At 68.8% G+C, this 15,496-nt stretch carries 18 protein-coding genes; 4 read left to right on the top strand and 14 right to left on the bottom strand.

Features of this window, described 5'->3' with window-relative positions; all coding sequences use genetic code 11:
- Positions 1 to 181: 181 nt before the first annotated feature.
- From ACWGI2_RS15650 to ACWGI2_RS15620, 7 genes are all read right to left on the bottom strand, one after another.
- Positions 182 to 472 (bottom strand): DUF4229 domain-containing protein, encoded by a 291-nt coding sequence (locus ACWGI2_RS15650; protein WP_453397589.1) that lies wholly within the window; start codon positions 470 to 472, stop codon positions 182 to 184.
- A 139-nt stretch (positions 473 to 611) separates the two neighbouring features.
- Complete coding sequence (locus tag ACWGI2_RS15645) at positions 612 to 1,136, bottom strand: N-acetyltransferase family protein (RefSeq protein WP_453695831.1); 525 nt, start codon at positions 1,134 to 1,136, stop codon at positions 612 to 614.
- A 114-nt stretch (positions 1,137 to 1,250) separates the two neighbouring features.
- Positions 1,251 to 2,414 carry an aminofutalosine synthase MqnE gene (mqnE, locus tag ACWGI2_RS15640; protein WP_160506500.1) on the bottom strand — a complete coding sequence of 388 codons (1,164 nt, stop codon included), beginning with the start codon at positions 2,412 to 2,414 and terminating at the stop codon, positions 1,251 to 1,253.
- A gap of 63 nt (positions 2,415 to 2,477) precedes the next feature.
- A complete protein-coding gene (locus ACWGI2_RS15635; protein ID WP_160510435.1) occupies positions 2,478 to 2,933 on the bottom strand; it encodes an Lrp/AsnC family transcriptional regulator in 456 nt (151 codons plus the stop codon).
- 120 nt (positions 2,934 to 3,053) lie between these two features.
- Positions 3,054 to 3,734, bottom strand: coding sequence for a UbiX family flavin prenyltransferase (locus ACWGI2_RS15630; RefSeq protein WP_453397591.1), 681 nt, complete (start codon positions 3,732 to 3,734; stop codon positions 3,054 to 3,056).
- Positions 3,735 to 3,743: 9 nt separating this feature from the next.
- Positions 3,744 to 4,667, bottom strand: a complete 924-nt coding sequence (gene mqnP, locus ACWGI2_RS15625; protein WP_453695829.1) for a menaquinone biosynthesis prenyltransferase MqnP — start codon at positions 4,665 to 4,667, stop codon at positions 3,744 to 3,746.
- Positions 4,668 to 4,669: 2 nt separating this feature from the next.
- Positions 4,670 to 6,127 (bottom strand): menaquinone biosynthesis decarboxylase, encoded by a 1,458-nt coding sequence (locus ACWGI2_RS15620; RefSeq protein ID WP_453397593.1) that lies wholly within the window; start codon positions 6,125 to 6,127, stop codon positions 4,670 to 4,672.
- A gap of 89 nt (positions 6,128 to 6,216) precedes the next feature.
- Here ACWGI2_RS15620 and ACWGI2_RS15615 point away from each other — a divergent pair, with 89 nt between their 5' ends.
- Positions 6,217 to 6,549, top strand: coding sequence for a PLD nuclease N-terminal domain-containing protein (locus ACWGI2_RS15615; protein WP_453695827.1), 333 nt, complete (start codon positions 6,217 to 6,219; stop codon positions 6,547 to 6,549).
- Positions 6,549 to 7,460: a LysR family transcriptional regulator gene (locus ACWGI2_RS15610; protein ID WP_453695826.1), complete on the top strand. Its 912-nt coding sequence runs from the start codon at positions 6,549 to 6,551 to the stop codon at positions 7,458 to 7,460. Before ACWGI2_RS15615 ends, ACWGI2_RS15610 begins: the two co-directional genes overlap by 1 nt.
- On the opposite strand, the gene ACWGI2_RS15605 is transcribed toward ACWGI2_RS15610, so the two are convergent.
- On the bottom strand, positions 7,405 to 8,322 hold the full coding sequence (locus ACWGI2_RS15605; protein ID WP_453696735.1) for a DMT family transporter: 918 nt from the start codon (positions 8,320 to 8,322) through the stop codon (positions 7,405 to 7,407). The two genes, ACWGI2_RS15610 and ACWGI2_RS15605, sit on opposite strands and share 56 nt — an antisense overlap.
- A 114-nt stretch (positions 8,323 to 8,436) precedes the next feature.
- Here ACWGI2_RS15605 and ACWGI2_RS15600 point away from each other — a divergent pair, with 114 nt between their 5' ends.
- Entirely contained in the window at positions 8,437 to 8,898 is a 462-nt protein-coding gene (locus ACWGI2_RS15600; protein WP_453695824.1) for a nucleoside deaminase, read from the top strand.
- Here ACWGI2_RS15600 and ACWGI2_RS15595 read toward each other — a convergent pair.
- A complete protein-coding gene (locus tag ACWGI2_RS15595) occupies positions 8,895 to 9,218 on the bottom strand; it encodes an ArsR/SmtB family transcription factor (protein ID WP_453695822.1) in 324 nt (107 codons plus the stop codon). The two genes, ACWGI2_RS15600 and ACWGI2_RS15595, sit on opposite strands and share 4 nt — an antisense overlap.
- 126 nt (positions 9,219 to 9,344) lie before the next feature.
- On the opposite strand from ACWGI2_RS15595, the gene ACWGI2_RS15590 reads away from it, so the two are divergent.
- Positions 9,345 to 10,376, top strand: a complete 1,032-nt coding sequence (locus tag ACWGI2_RS15590) for a quinone oxidoreductase family protein (protein WP_453696733.1) — start codon at positions 9,345 to 9,347, stop codon at positions 10,374 to 10,376.
- On the opposite strand, the gene ACWGI2_RS15585 is transcribed toward ACWGI2_RS15590, so the two are convergent.
- The 5 genes from ACWGI2_RS15585 to resB all read right to left on the bottom strand — a co-directional run bounded on the left by ACWGI2_RS15585 (position 10,377) and on the right by resB (position 15,495).
- Complete coding sequence (locus ACWGI2_RS15585; RefSeq protein WP_453695820.1) at positions 10,377 to 10,898, bottom strand: SRPBCC domain-containing protein; 522 nt, start codon at positions 10,896 to 10,898, stop codon at positions 10,377 to 10,379. It abuts the gene before it with no gap.
- 62 nt (positions 10,899 to 10,960) lie between these two features.
- Positions 10,961 to 11,887 (bottom strand): CU044_5270 family protein, encoded by a 927-nt coding sequence (locus ACWGI2_RS15580; protein ID WP_453695818.1) that lies wholly within the window; start codon positions 11,885 to 11,887, stop codon positions 10,961 to 10,963.
- Positions 11,884 to 12,477 carry an RNA polymerase sigma factor gene (locus ACWGI2_RS15575; protein ID WP_453695816.1) on the bottom strand — a complete coding sequence of 198 codons (594 nt, stop codon included), beginning with the start codon at positions 12,475 to 12,477 and terminating at the stop codon, positions 11,884 to 11,886. The genes ACWGI2_RS15580 and ACWGI2_RS15575 overlap by 4 nt, the downstream gene beginning before the upstream one ends.
- Before the next feature lie 127 nt (positions 12,478 to 12,604).
- The gene (gene ccsB / locus ACWGI2_RS15570) at positions 12,605 to 13,711 is read right to left on the bottom strand and encodes a c-type cytochrome biogenesis protein CcsB (protein ID WP_453695815.1); all 1,107 of its coding nucleotides are present in this window, start codon (positions 13,709 to 13,711) and stop codon (positions 12,605 to 12,607) included.
- Positions 13,708 to 15,495, bottom strand: coding sequence for a cytochrome c biogenesis protein ResB (resB, locus tag ACWGI2_RS15565; protein ID WP_453695813.1), 1,788 nt, complete (start codon positions 15,493 to 15,495; stop codon positions 13,708 to 13,710). The genes ccsB and resB overlap by 4 nt, the downstream gene beginning before the upstream one ends.
- Position 15,496 lies beyond the last annotated feature (1 nt).

The following is a 15,496-nucleotide window of genomic DNA, read 5'->3' as shown; positions in this document are numbered from 1 at the left end:
GTCTTCATGTCGAACACGTTAACACTTGAACTTTGAGAACATCAAAGGTCTTGTTTGGGTCAGACGGGGTCAATCAGAGGCAGAGCCACCCCCGGGACGCAAGAAACCCCGGCGTTGGAGCGGCTGCTCCAGCACCGGGGCTGAAATGTCTGTGACGAACCTTACGAGCGCGCGCGAGCGGCTACGACTGCGCGCGGGCCGCGTCGTCGGCGAGGTCCTCCTGGGTGCGGTTCGCCTCCAGGCTGGCCTTGGTGCGCTCCACGCGCTCGACGACCTGGATCGACGCACGGTCCCGCTCCTTGCGCAGCACCACGAAGCTGATGGGCGCGGAGATGACGAGGGCGAGCAGCAGGACCCACAGGAGGTTGGAGTCCCCGAGTCCCTTCGGCAGGGCCCCGACATAGACAAGTCCCCAGACCGCGAAAAAGCAGCCCACGAAGACCCCGAGGCGCATCAGCGTGTAGCGGAGCATGTCAATCCACTCTTCCGTTCCGAAATGGGCCCGAGTAGGACGAGCCCCTCCAGTGAAGCATGGGAGGGGTCGCGCCCGGCAAGGGGGTGAGCCCTCGCGCGAACCTCCCGCACACCTCCGGCGAACCTCGCGTGAACCGTCAGCCGAGCGGGAGCAGCATGGTGATGTCGTCGCGGTCGTCACCGGGGGCGACGCGGATCGCGCCGGGCACACGCCCGACCTCCTTGTATCCGCAGGACTCGTAGAACCGGTCGACTCCCGTGCCGCCCCGGCAGGTCAGCCGGATCGCCTCGATCCCGTCGAGCCCGCGGGCCGCGTCAGCCGCGGCGGCCATCAGGTCGCGCCCGTATCCCTTGCCCTGGTGCTTGGGGTGGACCATCACCACGTACAGCCAGATCCAGTGCTTCATCAGCCGGTGCGTGTTGTACGCGAGGAAGGCGGTCGCGGCGACGGCGCCGCCCTCGTCGTACCCGACGAGCAGCCGGGTCTCTCCCTTGCTCAGCTGGGCCAGGCGCCCCAGCCACTCGGGCCGGATGTCGTCGACCGTCACGGGCGGTACGAAGCCGACGGCTCCGCCGGCGTTGGACACGTCGACCCAGAGGGCGAGGACGCCGTCACGGAGGGCGGGATCGATCTCCGGGTCCAGCCGGAAGGTAAGTGCCATAAGTCGAGGTTAACCATTACAGACGGCCGGCCTCAACCATGTTCCGCATGCCGGACAACGCGACGAGCCCCGGCCGAAGGGGCCGGGGCTCGCACATGACGTACAGCGGGCGCGTCAGACCCGCATCGCCTGCGGCGTCTCCCGCAGCGACAGGTCAGGGCCCTCGTACTCACGGATCGACTCGTAGCGCGTGTTCCGCTCGACGGGGCGGAAGCCCGCCTCGCGGATGAGGTCGAGCAGGTCCTCGCGCGTCAGCTTGTTCGGCGTGCCGAAGTTGTCCGCGTCGTGCGTGATCTTGTACTCGACGACCGAGCCGTCCATGTCGTCCGCGCCGTGCTGAAGCGCGAGCTGCGTCGTCTGCAGGCCGTGCATGACCCAGAAGACCTTGACGTGCGGGACGTTGTCGAAGAGGAGGCGCGAGACCGCGAAGGTCTTCAGGGCCTCCGCGCCCGATGCCATCGTCGTACGCGCCTGAAGGCGGTTGCGGACCTTGCCGTCCTTCATGTCCACGAAGTCGTGCTGGTAGCGCAGCGGGATGAAGACCTGGAACCCGCCGGTCTCGTCCTGGAGTTCACGCAGCCGCAGCACGTGGTCGACCCGGTGCCGGGGCTCCTCGATGTGGCCGTACAGCATCGTGCACGGGGTCTTGAGACCCTTCTCGTGCGCGAGGCGGTGGATGCGCGACCAGTCCTCCCAGTGGGTGCGGTGGTCGACGATGTGCTGGCGGACCTCCCAGTCGAAGATCTCCGCGCCGCCGCCGGTGAGCGACTCCAGGCCCGCCTCGATCAGCTCGTCGAGGATGTCGGACGCCGACATCCCCGAGATCGTCTCGAAGTGGTGGATCTCCGTGGCCGTGAACGCCTTCAGGGACACGTTCGGGAGCGCCTTCTTGAGCTCGCTCAGCGAACGCGGGTAGTACCGCCACGGCAGGTTCGGGTGCAGGCCGTTGACGATGTGCAGCTCGGTGAGGTTCTCGCCCTCCATCGCCTTGGCGAGGCGGACGGCCTCCTCGATGCGCATCGTGTACGCGTCCTTCTCGCCCGGCTTGCGCTGGAACGAGCAGTACGCGCACGAGGCGGTGCACACGTTCGTCATGTTGAGGTGGCGGTTGACGTTGAAGTGCACGACGTCGCCGTTCTTACGGGTGCGCACCTCGTGGGCGAGACCGCCGAGCCAGGCGAGATCGTCCGACTCGTAGAGGGCGATGCCGTCCTCGCGGGACAGCCGCTCACCGTCCCGGACCTTCTGCTCAAGATCGCGCTTGAGACCTGCGTCCATGCCCTCGCCCTTACCTCTCCCTACGACCCACCACAAACCTCAGCCAACCGTACGCCCCGGAGGTCACTCCTCCTCCGGCAGCTCCCCGACGCGGTTCTCCCACTTCGTGGAGAGCACGATCGTCGTACGCGTCCTGGAGACGCCCTTCGTGCCGCTCAGCCTGCGGATCGTCTTCTCCAGGCCGTCCACGTCACTGGCCCTGACCTTGAGCATGTACGAGTCGTCACCCGCGATGAACCAGCAGTCCTCGATCTCGTGCAGGTCCTTCAGGCGCCGCGCCACGTCCTCGTGGTCGGCGGCGTCCGAGAGGGAGATGCCGATGAGGGCGATGACGCCCAGGCCGAGCGACGCGGAGTCCACGGTCGCGCGGTAGCCGGTGATGACACCCGCCGCTTCGAGGCGGTTGATCCGGTCCGTGACGCTCGGTCCCGAGAGGCCGACGAGACGGCCAAGTTCGGCGTACGAGGCCCTGCCGTTCTCGCGCAGAGCCTGGATGAGCTGCCTGTCCACGGCGTCCATAGGTGCGATGCCTTTCATTATTCAGCGATACCGCGAGTCTATGTTCAGAATCTAAGGTACAACAGGGTCTAGGCCCTATGAATCTTCAGAAAAAGGCACTCAGGAGTGCGTGGCCAGGTGCTAGTCCGCCGAAGGGGCGGAGCCCGAACCGAGCTCCCCCTTCCAGCGGCGGTACAGCTGATGCGGCACCCCCGCCGCGTCGAGCGTCCGCCCGGCGACGAAGTCCACCAGATCCTGGATGTGCGTCGCCCCCGCGTAGAACGCCGGAGAGGCGGGCAGCACGATCGCGCCCGCCTCGTCCAGCGTCACCAAGTGCTTCAGCGTCTGTCCGTTCAGCGGCGTCTCGCGTACGCAGACCACGAGCCGGCGGCCTTCCTTGAGCGTCACGCTCGCCGACCGCTGCAGCAGATCCTTCGACAGCCCCAGCGCCACCCCGGCCACGCACGCCGTCGACGCGGGCACGATCAGCATCCCCTTGGTCGCGTACGACCCCGACGAAGGCCCGGCGGCCAGATCCCCCGCCGCCCAGTACCGCACGTCGTCCACCGGCACGTCGAACGTCCCCGGCTTCCCGTCGGCACCACGCCCGAGCCACTCCCGCAGGTCGTCCTGCCAGTGCGCGTCCCGGAAGGCGATGCCCGTCTCGTCGAGGATCGTCAGCCGCGAGGCCCGCGAGACCACCAGGTCCACGCTCTCCCCGGCCGCGAGCAGCGCCCGCAGCACGGCTGTGGCGTACGGGGTCCCGGAGGCTCCGGACACCCCCACGATCCAAGGCTTACGCTGCGTATCTCCTTGCTTCACGCTGTGAGCCTAGACGGTCAGGCCGCGCACCAGCAGATCGAGCAGCGCGCAGACGAAGAGCGCGATGCCGATGAAGCCGTTGACCTGGAAGAAGGCACGGTTGAGCCGCGAGAGGTCGTGCGGCTTGACGATGTTGTGCTCGTAGACGAACGCCCCGGCGACCACCGCGAGCCCCAGCCAGAAGAAGACGCCCGCTCCGGTGTCCGCCGCGTACCAGACGAACAGCGCCGTGGTCACCAGGTGACAGGCGCGCGCACCCCAGATGGCGCCCGCGATGCCGAACCGCGCGGGCACCGACTTCACGCCGACCTCGCGGTCCGTCTCCACGTCCTGGCAGGCGTAGATCAGATCGAAGCCGCCGATCCAGATGCCCACCGCGAGGCCGAGGATGACCGCCTGCCAGGACCACTCGCCGGTGACCGCGATCCAGGCGCCGATCGGCCCCATGGCCTGCGCGAGGCCGAGGATCGCCTGCGGGAAGTTCGTGAACCGCTTGCCGTAGGGATAGACGACCATCGGGATCACCGCGACGGGCGCGAGCGCCAGGCAGAGCGGGTTGAGCAGGGCCGCCGCGCCGAGGAACACGACGAGCGCGATCAGCGCGCCGGTCCAGGCGGACTTCACCGAGACCGCGCCCGTGACGAGCTCGCGGTGGGCGGTCCTCGGGTTACGGGCGTCGATCTCCCGGTCGATGATGCGGTTCGCTGCCATGGCGAACGTGCGCAGGCCGACCATGCAGATGGTGACCAGGAGCAGCCGGCCCCAGTGGATGTTCTCGTCCAGCTGGAACATCGCGGTCAGCGCGGCGATGTACGCGAAGGGCAGGGCGAAGACCGAGTGCTCGATCATGACGAGGCGCAGGAACGCCTTGACCTTGCCGGGCGGGGCGGGCTCGGGCCCGAACAGTTCCGGAGTCGCTGAATCAGCACTCATCTTTAGAGCCCGTACTCCTTCCAGCGGCGGTCGACCTTCGACGCCGTCTCCGGGTCGGACTCGACCATGTTCGGCCAGCCCCCGTCCCGGGTGTAGCCCTCTTCGGGCAGCTTCTTCGTCGCGTCGATGCCCGCCTTGCCGCCCCAGAACTGCTGGTAGGAGGCGTGGTCGAGATGGTCGACGGGACCTTCGGCCACCGTCAGGTCGCGGGCGTAGTCGGTGTTGCCGAGCGCGCGCCAGGACACTTCGTGCAGGTCATGGACGTCACAATCCTTGTCCACGACCACGATCAGTTTGGTCAGCGACATCATGTGGGCGCCCCAGATGGCGTGCATGACCTTCTGGGCGTGCTTCGGGTACTTCTTGTCGATCGAGACGATCGCGCAGTTGTGGAAGCCGCCCGACTCCGGCAGGTGGTAGTCCACGATGTCCGGGACGATCACCTTGAGGAGGGGCAGGAAGAAGCGCTCGGTGGCGCGGCCGAGCGGGCCGTCCTCCGTCGGCGGGCGGCCGACCACGATCGACTGGAGCAGCGGACGCTTCCGCATCGTCACGCAGTCGATCTTCAGCGCGGGGAAGTCCTCCTGCGGCGTGTAGAAGCCGGTGTGGTCGCCGAAGGGGCCTTCGGGGAGCATCTCGCCCGGCTCCAGCCAGCCCTCGATGACGACCTCGGCGTGCGCCGGGACCTGGAGCGGGACGGTCTTGCAGTCGACCATCTCCACGCGCTTGCCCTGGATGAACCCGGCCAGCATGTACTCGTCCATGTCGCCGGGCAGCGGCGCCGTCGACGCGTACGTCACGGCGGGCGGGCAGCCGAAGGCGATCGCGACCGGCAGCTTCTCGCCCCTGCGGGCGGCCACCTGGTAGTGGTTGCGGCTGTCCTTGTGGATCTGCCAGTGCATGCCGATGGTGCGCTTGTCGTGGCGCTGGAGGCGGTACAGGCCGAGGTTGCGCACCCCGGTGTCCGGGTCCTTGGTGTGGGTCAGGCCCAGGTTGAAGAAGGAACCTCCGTCCTCGGGCCAGGTGAAGAGCGCGGGCAGCTTCTCCAGGTCGACGTCGTCGCCGGTGAGGACGACCTCCTGCACGGGCGCGTTGTCGGACTTCACCTTCTTCGGCGGTACGTGCGTCATCGCGCCGAGCTTCCCGAAGGCCTCGCGCACGCCGACGAAGCCGTGCGGCAGCTCCGGCTTGAGGAGGCCGCCGATCTTCTCGCTGATCTGGCTGTACGACTTCAGGCCGAGCGCCTTGAGGAGGCGGCGGTCCGTCCCGTACACGTTCATCGCGAGGGGCATCGAGGAGCCCTTGACGTTCTCGAAGAGGAGCGCGGGGCCGCCGGACTTCTGCACCCGGTCGGTGATCTCGCCGACCTCCAGATACGGATCGACCTCGGCCTTGATGCGCTTGAGATCGCCCTCGCGCTCCAGTGCACGGAGCAGGGAGCGAAGATCGTCATAAGCCATGCGTCCCAGTATCGGCCACCGGCTACCCTGGCCGGGTCACCGGGGTTCGCACGCCGCCCTTCCTTCGTCGCTTGGGGAATCGCGCAATCATGCTCAGGTATCTGCCGTTCCTGCTGGTCCTGGCCGTGTGGATCTATGCCTTCATCGATGTCCTGAACACTCCTGAGAAGGAGATCAGGCATCTGCCGAAGGTGGTCTGGGTCATCATCGTGCTGCTCTTCGGCGAGGTTCTCCTCGGCCCGATCGCCTGGTTCGTCACGGGCAAGGTGCGCAAGACGCCTGCGGCCGGGGGCGCCACGCGTCCCGGGCGCGGCGGACGCGGCGGACAGTGGGTGGCGCCGGACGACAACCCCGAGTTCCTGAAGTCCCTCAGGGACGAGGACCCGGACGGGAAGAAGAAGGACAAGGGCAGCGACGGCTGATGGAACTACGGCTGCTCGTCACCTTCGAGAAGGTCGCGACCGTCCTCAGCTTCACGCAGGCCGCGGCCGAGCTGAAGTACGCCCAGTCCAGCGTCACCAGCCAGATCCGCTCCCTGGAGTCCTCGCTCGGCGCCGAGCTCTTCGACCGGCTCGGCAGCCGCATCCGCCTCACGGAGGCGGGCGAGCGCCTGCTCCCCTACGCACGGCAGATCATCGAGCTGACGGACGAGGCGCGGACCGCGGTCGTCGACGCCGGTGAGCCGAGCGGCGCCATCGCCGTCGGCACGATGGAGTCGCTGACGTCCTACCGCCTGCCCCCGCTGCTCGAACTGTTCCACCACCGCTACCCGAAGGTGCAGCTCTCCCTGCGCCCCACGCTGGGCGACGAGACCCGCCATGCGCTGCGGCAGGGTACGTACGACGTCGGGTTCCTGATGGAGCGGGAGACCGAGCACGCGGGCCTGGAGACGGAGGTCCTCGCCGAGGAGCCGCTGGTCCTGGTCTGCGCGCCGACGCATCCGCTGGCCGCGCACGGGGCGGACTCGCTCGCCACGGGTGATCTGGCGGCGGTGCAGCTGGTCGGTACGGAGCCGGGCTGCCCCTACCGGGATCTGTTCGAGGACGAGCTTCGGGTGCGGAACGGCGCTCCGCCGCCCTTCATGGAGTTCGGCACGATCGAGGCCACCAAGCGGGGTGTCGCCGGTGGCCTCGGGGTGGCGCTGCTGCCGCGGATGGCGGTGCGGGACGAGCTGGCTTCGGGGGTGCTCGTCGCGCTGCCGTGGGAGCCGCCGTTCGTCCTGCACACGCAGCTGGCGTGGCGCTCGGGCAAGCGGCTTCCCGCGCATGTGCGGCTGTTCATCGAACAGTCGGTGCGGCTGGTGCGGGAGCAGGCAGCGGAGACGGTGAACTAGCCACCGCCTGGGGCGACTTGGAGCGGTTGACCTTCAGGCTGGCAAGGACGATCAGCGGTACGCCGAGCGCCTGGACGAGGCCGATGTGGTGCCCGTAGACGGCCCAGTCGGCGACCATCGCGACCGCCGGGTAGGTGAAGGCGAGTACGGCGATCTTGGCGGTCGGCAGCTTGGCGTACGCCGCGTACATCAGGACGTACATCAGGCCGGTGTGGATGACGCCGAGCCCGACGAGCCAGCCCCAGCCCGCACCGGTGCCGCTCATCGCGCCGAAGTCGGCGAAGGGCAGCAACAGCGGTATGCCGACGAGGACTTGGACGAGGGCGATCAGGTGGGGTCGCACTCCGGTGATGCGCTTGGTGACGAGCGTGGAGAGGCCGTAGAGCAGGGCGGCGAGGAGCGCGAGGCCGATGCCGGCGAGCGAGCCGAGGTCGCCGGGACGCACCCCGGAGACGAGCACGAGACCGGCGAACGCGGTGGCGAGCCACATGAGTTGATGCCTGGTCAGCCGCTCACGGAAGACGAGGGCGCTCATCAGCACGAGCAGGAACGGCTGCGTGTGGTAGACGACGGTGGCCAGGGAGATCGAGGTGGCCTCGTACGCCTTGAAGAGGAACACCCAGTTGAAGACGATGAACGCGCCGCCGAGCGCGGCGAGTCCGAGCTTCTTCGGGGTGAGGCCGTGGTCGCGGAAGTAGCCGCGGGCGAAGGCGTAGGCCCCCAGAGCGAGGGCGCCGAAGAGCACGCGGAAGAACACGACGTTGAAGGCCGACGCACCCGACTCGACGACGAAGATCCCGAGGGTGCCGGAGAGCACCATCGCGGCGGTGAGCTGGAGCGTGCCCTTGTTCTCTGAGGCCATGGAGTTCATGCCCTGAAGCTACGAGCGGACGTATGCGCTGGTCCACGAGCCAGTGGGGCGTCCTGCCGATGGGGTCATCGGCGGGGACGATGGCTCCGGAGGGAAGGTGCGCACATGGACCACTTGGATCAGGCACAGGCCCGCGCGTGGCTCGCGACCGCCGTCGAGGAGGCCCGGCAGGGCCTCGCGGAGGGCGGCATCCCGATCGGCGCCGCGCTCTACGGCGCGGACGGGGCACTGCTGGGGCGCGGGCACAATCGCCGCGTCCAGGACGGCGATCCGACCCTGCACGCGGAGACGACGGCGTTCCGGGACGCGGGACGGCAGCGCACGTACCGCGGGACGACGATGGTCACGACGCTCTCGCCCTGCTGGTACTGCAGCGGCCTGGTGCGGCAGTTCGGGATCTCGCGGGTGGTCGTCGGCGAGGCGCGGACGTTCCACGGCGGCCACGACTGGCTGGCGGAGCACGGCGTGGAGATCGTGATCCTCGACGATCCCGCGTGCGTGACGATGATGCGGGACTTCGTCGCGGCACGGCCGGAGCTGTGGCGCGAGGACATCGGCGCCGACTAGTCGGGCCGCAGGACCAGCGCGAGCAGCCCCGGGAAGCGCGCCTCGAACTCCTCCCGGCGGAGCCGGTTGACCCGTCGCGGCCCCTCATCCCGCTGCTCGACGAGGCCGGCCCCCCTCAGCACCCCGAAGTGATGGCTCAGCGCCGCCTTGCCGACGGGTACGTCGAAGCTGCCGCAGGCGCGGTTCCAGTCGGGGGACGACGCCAACTCCCGTACCAGTTCGAGGCGTACGGGGTCGGCCAGCGCGGTGAGCGCGGTCAGCACGGGCACCTCGTCCGGGTGGACGTGCACCGGCGCCGCGCGGTGGTGGGTGTTCGCCACGTCCGATCCCTTCCGGCCTTCCCTCAGCCCCTTGCCGAGTGTTCGATGAAAACCATACACTCCGAGTGTTCGCTTCTCATTGAACACTCGCATCGACCACTCGAAGGGTGCTCACCCATGCCCACCATGCGCGCGATCCAGCTCCAGGAGTACGGCGGCCCCGAGGTCCTCAAGGCGGTGGACACGAGCATCCCCGAGCCGGGCCCGGGCCAGATCACCGTGGACGTCGCCTACACGGGCGTGAACTTCGCCGACCTGAAGGCGCGCGGCGAGGGCTACCGCGTCCCCTCGCTCCCCTACGTACCCGGCCTGGAGGTCTCGGGGCACGTCCGGGCACTCGGCGCGGGCGTCGAGGGCTTCGAAGTCGGCCAGGAGGTCGCCGCGCTCACCGAAGGCGGGGCGTACGCGGAGGTCGCGCTCGCCGATGCGACGACGGTGTTCGCCGTGCCGAGCGGCGTGGACCTGCGCACGGCCGCCACCCTGCCCACGGTCCTGCCCACGGCGCACGCGCTGCTGCACGAGGTGGGCAGGCTGCGAGCGGGCGAGACGGTTCTCGTTCAGGGCGCGGCGGGCGGAATCGGCACGGTGGTGGGCCAGTTGGCGAAGGCGGGCGGCGCGGGCGCGGTGTACGGCGTCGTATCGAGCGAGGCGAAGGCGGAGTACGCGCTGAAGCACGGATACGACGAGATGTTCATCGGGAACTCCGAGGCCTCCGGGGGCTCCGGGGGCTCCGGGGGCTCCGGGGCATCCGGGAACGGCTTCGCCGCCGAGGTGCGCGCGGCGACCGGCGGACGAGGGGTGGACCTCGCCCTGGACCCGGTCGGCGGCGACACCTTCCGCGGCGGCCTCGCCGCGCTCGCCGTATTCGGACGGCTCGTCTCCTTCGGCAACGCGAGCTCGGCGGAGCCGTGGCGGGTGGGCCAGCCGGAGCTGTACGGGACGGGGCTCGGAGTCTCCGGCTTCTCGATCCTGTCCCTCGCCAAGTCGGCACCCGAGGCCCTGCGTGAGGTCGCCGCGCGGGCCTTCGCGAAGGTGGCCGACGGGACGGTGGAGCTGCCGGTGACGGCGGAGTTCCCGCTGGCGGACGCTGCCGCCGCGCATCGCTTGATGGGGGCGCGGGCGAGCACGGGGAAGCTGCTGCTGCGGGTGGCGGGCTGATCACACCGTCTTGTAGGCGTCGCGCAGCTTTCGCCATGGCTGCAGGCTCCACGTCGACCAGTCCTTCGGGCGGCCGTCGAGCGCGTCGACGAGGAACTCGAAGTGGTTGTGCCACCCGGCGAGGCAGTCGAGGCGCAGCTCGTCGTCGCCGGCGAACTCGTTCGTGAAGCGGACGGTCGTACCGGTGTTTCCGTCGGCCGCCTCCAGGTGGAAGCGGCACCGCCCGTGCAGGTCGATCGTGTACTCGGCGACCCGCTCCGGGTCCCACGCGGTGATGTGCCCCGAGTGGACGGCCGACTCCTCCCCGTTGAGCCAGCGCAGCGTGACCGCGCCGCCGAGCCTCGGCTCGAACACGTCGGCGGCGGCCAGCCACCCCGGAAGACCCTCCGGGGTGGCCACCGCCGCCCAGACCTTTTCCACAGGGTGGGGAAGATGGAGCTCGTAATGGAGGTGCTGGGTCGGCCCCCCGGCACCGGTGGAGCGCTCGGTCCTGCTCGTGCCCTGCCCGATGGTCGCCGTCATGGCCCAAGCCTGGCCCGGTACGCCCCGTTCCGCACTCCCGGGGACCGCTTATGGGCGGCTGCTTATGGGCGCTGGCCGGCCTTGTCGACGATCGTGCGCTCGAGGATGGCGCTGCGGCCGGTCACGGTGCCCTTCTCGAAGCCGGTCGGCAGGTCCTCGACCGCGACCTGACGCTCACCGATGAACTGCTTGGTCTTCTTGTCGAAGATCAGCTCCTGCCGCTCCCCGTCGTCCTCACGGGCGATCGCGATGCCGTGCCGCCCCTCCGCGTCGACCGCGTCCTCGATCAGCTTGACGCCGGGGATCTTCGACGCGGCGAGGTAGAGGGCGGCGGCCTGCTTCGGCGGCATCAGAGACTCGTACGAGAGGTCGCCGACGAGGACGAAGGTGTTCTGGTCCTCGCTCTTGCCGCCGTCGCTCACCCTGTGGAGCCAGTCCAGCATATTGACCGGATCGGTCGGCAGCTTCTGCAGGCTGCGGTAGCTGGCGTCCCCCTCCACCAGGGGAAGGTCGGGCGGCATGGGCTCGTTCGTGAAGTCGTTCTGGGGCTCGTGCAGCATCTCCGTGTGCTTGCCGTCGACGGACTGCCAGTACTCCCTCTCGTGGATGGGCTGGATCTGCGTCTTGCCCTCCCCCGACGCCATGTAGCCGACCTTGCTCTTGATGTAGACGAACTGGTCGTCCCGGACATCCTTGGGCGCGGGCTGCTCCTTCGCCGCCGCGGCGATCTCCTCCAGCATCCGCACGGTCTCCTTCGAGGGCGGTCCCGCCTGCGCCGCCTGATCCCCGAACGGCGAGGCGACGAGTACGCCCGCCACGACGGACGCGGCAACCGCTCCCGCGATCAGTGCGGGGCGGAACCAGCTCTTGCGGGTCTTCGGGGGCTTCTCTTCGCTCTGTTTCTCGTTCTGCCGGATCTCGGTCAACAGGTGCTCCCTGAGCAGTTGATGACGGCCCGGCGGAAGGTCGCGCTCGGGAAAATCACTCATCGGTTTCCCTCCCTGATGGGCCTGACCGCGGTGGTGCGGTCATCTCTCATCTGTCCGCGCACGGAAGGCGGTTCCATATGTTTCGCGAGTTTTGTACGGGCCCGCGACAGCCGGGAGCGTACGGTCCCGACCGGCACCCCGAGTGCCTCGGCCGCCGCCGGGTAACTGAGCCCCGACCACACGCACAGCGCGAGAACCTCGCGCTCGGCACGGCGCAGCGTCGCCAACGCCGCGCGTACGAGGGCGAGTTGCTCCGCGTCGTCGATGCGCTGGGCGACCTCGTCGGCGAAGTCGGCCACGGCCTGGTCGCGCGGCAGCCGTGCGACCGCGGCCGCGTGCCGCCGGGCGGCGCGCCGCGCGTTGCGGGTCACGTTCGTGGCGACGCCGAGCAGCCACGGCCGCAACGAACCGCCGTCCTCGTCGACCTTGCCCCGGAGCCGCCAGGCCTCGAGGAAGGTGAGCGACACCGCGTCCTCCGCCGCCGACCAGTCCCCCGTCAGCCGGTAGGCGTGGTTGTAGACGGAGCGCGCGTACGCGTCGAAGAGCTCACCGAAGGCGTCGGCGTCCCCGTCCCTGATGCGGACGCGCAACGCTCTCCGGTGTGCCTGAAGTTCCCCCTGATTCGTCTCCACGCCCTCTTATCTGTCCGTACGACAAAGGCCGGTTCCCGTGACCTGGGTCACGGGAACCGGCCTCGGAAGCCGTGCGAGAAGGGCCTCAGACGCCCGCGTACGAGTGCTTGCCGGTGACGAAGATGTTCACGCCGTAGTAGTTGAACAGCCAGCAGCCGAAGGCGATCAGGGCCAGGTAGGCGGCCTTGCGGCCCTTCCAGCCTGCTGTTGCGCGGGCGTGGAGGTAGCAGGCGTAGGCGACCCAGGTGATGAAGGACCAGACCTCCTTGGGGTCCCAGCCCCAGTAGCGGCCCCACGCGTCGCCCGCCCAGATCGCGCCCGCGATGATCGTGAACGTCCACAGCGGGAAGACCGCGGCGTTCACGCGGTACGAGAACTTGTCGAGCGAGGCCGCGGCCGGGAGGCGCTCCAGGACGGAGGTCGCGAAGCGGCCCGGCTTACCGCCGGAGGCCAGCTTGTTCTCGTAGGAGTCGCGGAAGAGGTAGAGGATCGTCGCGACGCCGGCCAGGTAGAACGTCGCGCCGCAGAAGATCGCGGTGGAGACGTGGATCCACAGCCAGTACGAGTGAAGGGCGGGAACCAACTGGTCGCTGGCGGTGTACAAGACAGTGACGGCGAGACCGAGATCGAGGAGGACCGTGGTGACCAGCGGAAGGCCGAGCCAGCTGACGTTCTTCTTCAGCGCCAGGAGCACGAGGTACACACCGACGGCCATCGTGGAGAACGTCAGGTTGAATTCGTACATATTGCCCCACGGCGCCCGCTGCACCGAAAGCGCGCGGGTGAGCACACCACCGAACTCGACGAGGAACGCGAGCACGGTGAGGGACACGGCGATACGGCCGTAGAGGTCGCCCTTCTCGTCACCGGCCGCCGCGCCGGGGCCGTCCGGCACATCGCGGGTTCCGGTGACGGAGCGGGTGACGACCTTGGGGGCCGACTTCGGGCGGTCGAGGACGGCGGTGCCGCCCTTGGCCTTGACGGTGACGCCGGGAGCCTTGGCGGCGGCCTCGGCCCGGGGCGTCAGCGCGGCGGCCGTGCGGCCGACCTTGCTGCGGCTGCCGAGGATCCACTCCGCCATGTGCGCGAAGAAAGCAAGGAGATAGACGGCCATCGCGGAGTACACCAGCACATTGCTGATGCTCGCGAGGTTCTCGTTCGGTTCGGCGGCGAGGGTGGTGGCGAGATTCACTTCTCAGCCCCTTCGGCAGGAACAACATCGGGGGTGGAGTCGGCATGCTCGGCATCAGCATGATCGGCATGGTCTGGATCCGGCGCGCTCGGCGCCTTCTCGTGAAGGTGCGCGGCGAGATCGCCCAGCTCTTCGGGCAGCTTGGCGGACTCGCTGCGGCCGAGCCCTGCCATCTCGACGACGGTGACGCCGTCGACGCCCCGCACGGCCCGCACCCACACGCGGCGGCGCTGGATGAACAGCGATCCGGCGAGGCCGACGATGGCGGAGACCGCCCCGACGAGCGCCCACATGCTGCCGGGCTGCTGGGAGATCTGGAAGGTCGCCCAGCGCTTGATGTCCTTCTCGAAGGTGATCGAGCCGGCGCCGTCGGGCAGCTTCATCGTCTCGCCGGGCCGCATCCGCTGCTTGAGGAGCTCGCCCTTGGAGTCCTTGAACTTGGTCATCTTGCTGGTGTCCAGCTGATAGACGTTCTGCGGAAGACCGGAGTCCACACCGAGGCTTCCGTGGTACGCGGACAGCGCGAGCACGGGGTAGTCCAGTGCGGGGAACTGGGAGAACATCTGGCCCTGGCCCGCGCCCGCGAACGTCGGCACGAAGAAGGCGTTGAAGCCGAGCTGTTCCTTCTTGCCGTTCTTGTCGCGGTAGCCGTCGAGGATCTTGATCGCGCCGGTGGCCGTGCCGTTGGAGTCGATCGGGAGGAGCGGCGTGGACTGCCTGCTGACGACCTTGCCCTTCCCGTCCCGCACGGTGACGGTCGGGGCGTAGCCCTGGCCGATGAGGTAGACCTTCGAGCCGTCGACCTCGAGCGGCTTGTTGACCTCGATGGCCTGCTTCTTCTCGGGGCCGTCGATGCCCTCGCTGTAGGTGACGTTGGCCCGGTAGGTGCGGGCCGTCCCCTTCTCGGGGCCCTTCCTCTCGAACGACGACTCGAAGCTGTCCAGCTTGAAGCTGAACGGCGCCAGGTCGTCGGTGTTGAAGAGGTTGCCGGACTTGAAGTTGTCGTACTGGGTGAGGGTGTTGGAGAACCCGTCCCCCTGGACGATGAGCTTGCCGCCCTCGGACTTGAACAGCGCGCCGACGGCGAAGGCCACCAGGAGCACGATCAGCGAGATGTGGAAGAAGAGGTTGCCCGCCTCACGCAGGTAGCCCTTCTCCGCGGCGACGGACGCCCCCGCGGCGCCCTTGCCCGCCGTGAGGTCCGCGCGAAAGCGCCGCCCCTTGAGCAGACCGAGCGCCGCCTCGTGGACCTCGTCGGGCCCGGCCTCGGTGCGCCACGTGGTGTACGCGGGCAGCCGGTCGAGCCGTTTGGGCGCGCCCGGCGGCCGGCCGCGCAGCTGGCCCACGAACTGCCAGGTGCGGGGCACGATGCAGCCGATGAGGGAGATGAAGAGAAGGATGTAGATCGCCGAGAACCACACGGAGCTGTAGACGTCGAACAGCTGGAACTTCTCGTAGAGCGGTCCGAGCGTGGTGTGCGCCTTCTTGAAGTCCTGGACCTTCAGCTCGTCGATGCTGGTCTGCGGGATCAGCGAGCCGGGGATCGCGCCGAGCGAGAGAAGCAGCAGCAGGAGCAGCGCGACCCGCATCGAGGTCAGCTGCCGCCACATCCACCGGACCCAGCCGACGACCTCGCGGCCGGTCCAGACGAGCCACCCGGCGGCGCCGGGAGCGCGCTTGCCCCCGAAGGAGCCCGGCATCGCCCGGTCCACGGGAGCGGTGGACAGCTGGGAGCCCGCGGCGCCCAGGTCACTCTGCTCTTCAGGGGCTTCGGTCTTGCTCATG

The sequence above is a fragment of the Streptomyces sp. NPDC054866 genome (assembly GCF_053610745.1).
This window is presented reverse-complemented; position numbering and strand designations above follow the sequence as displayed.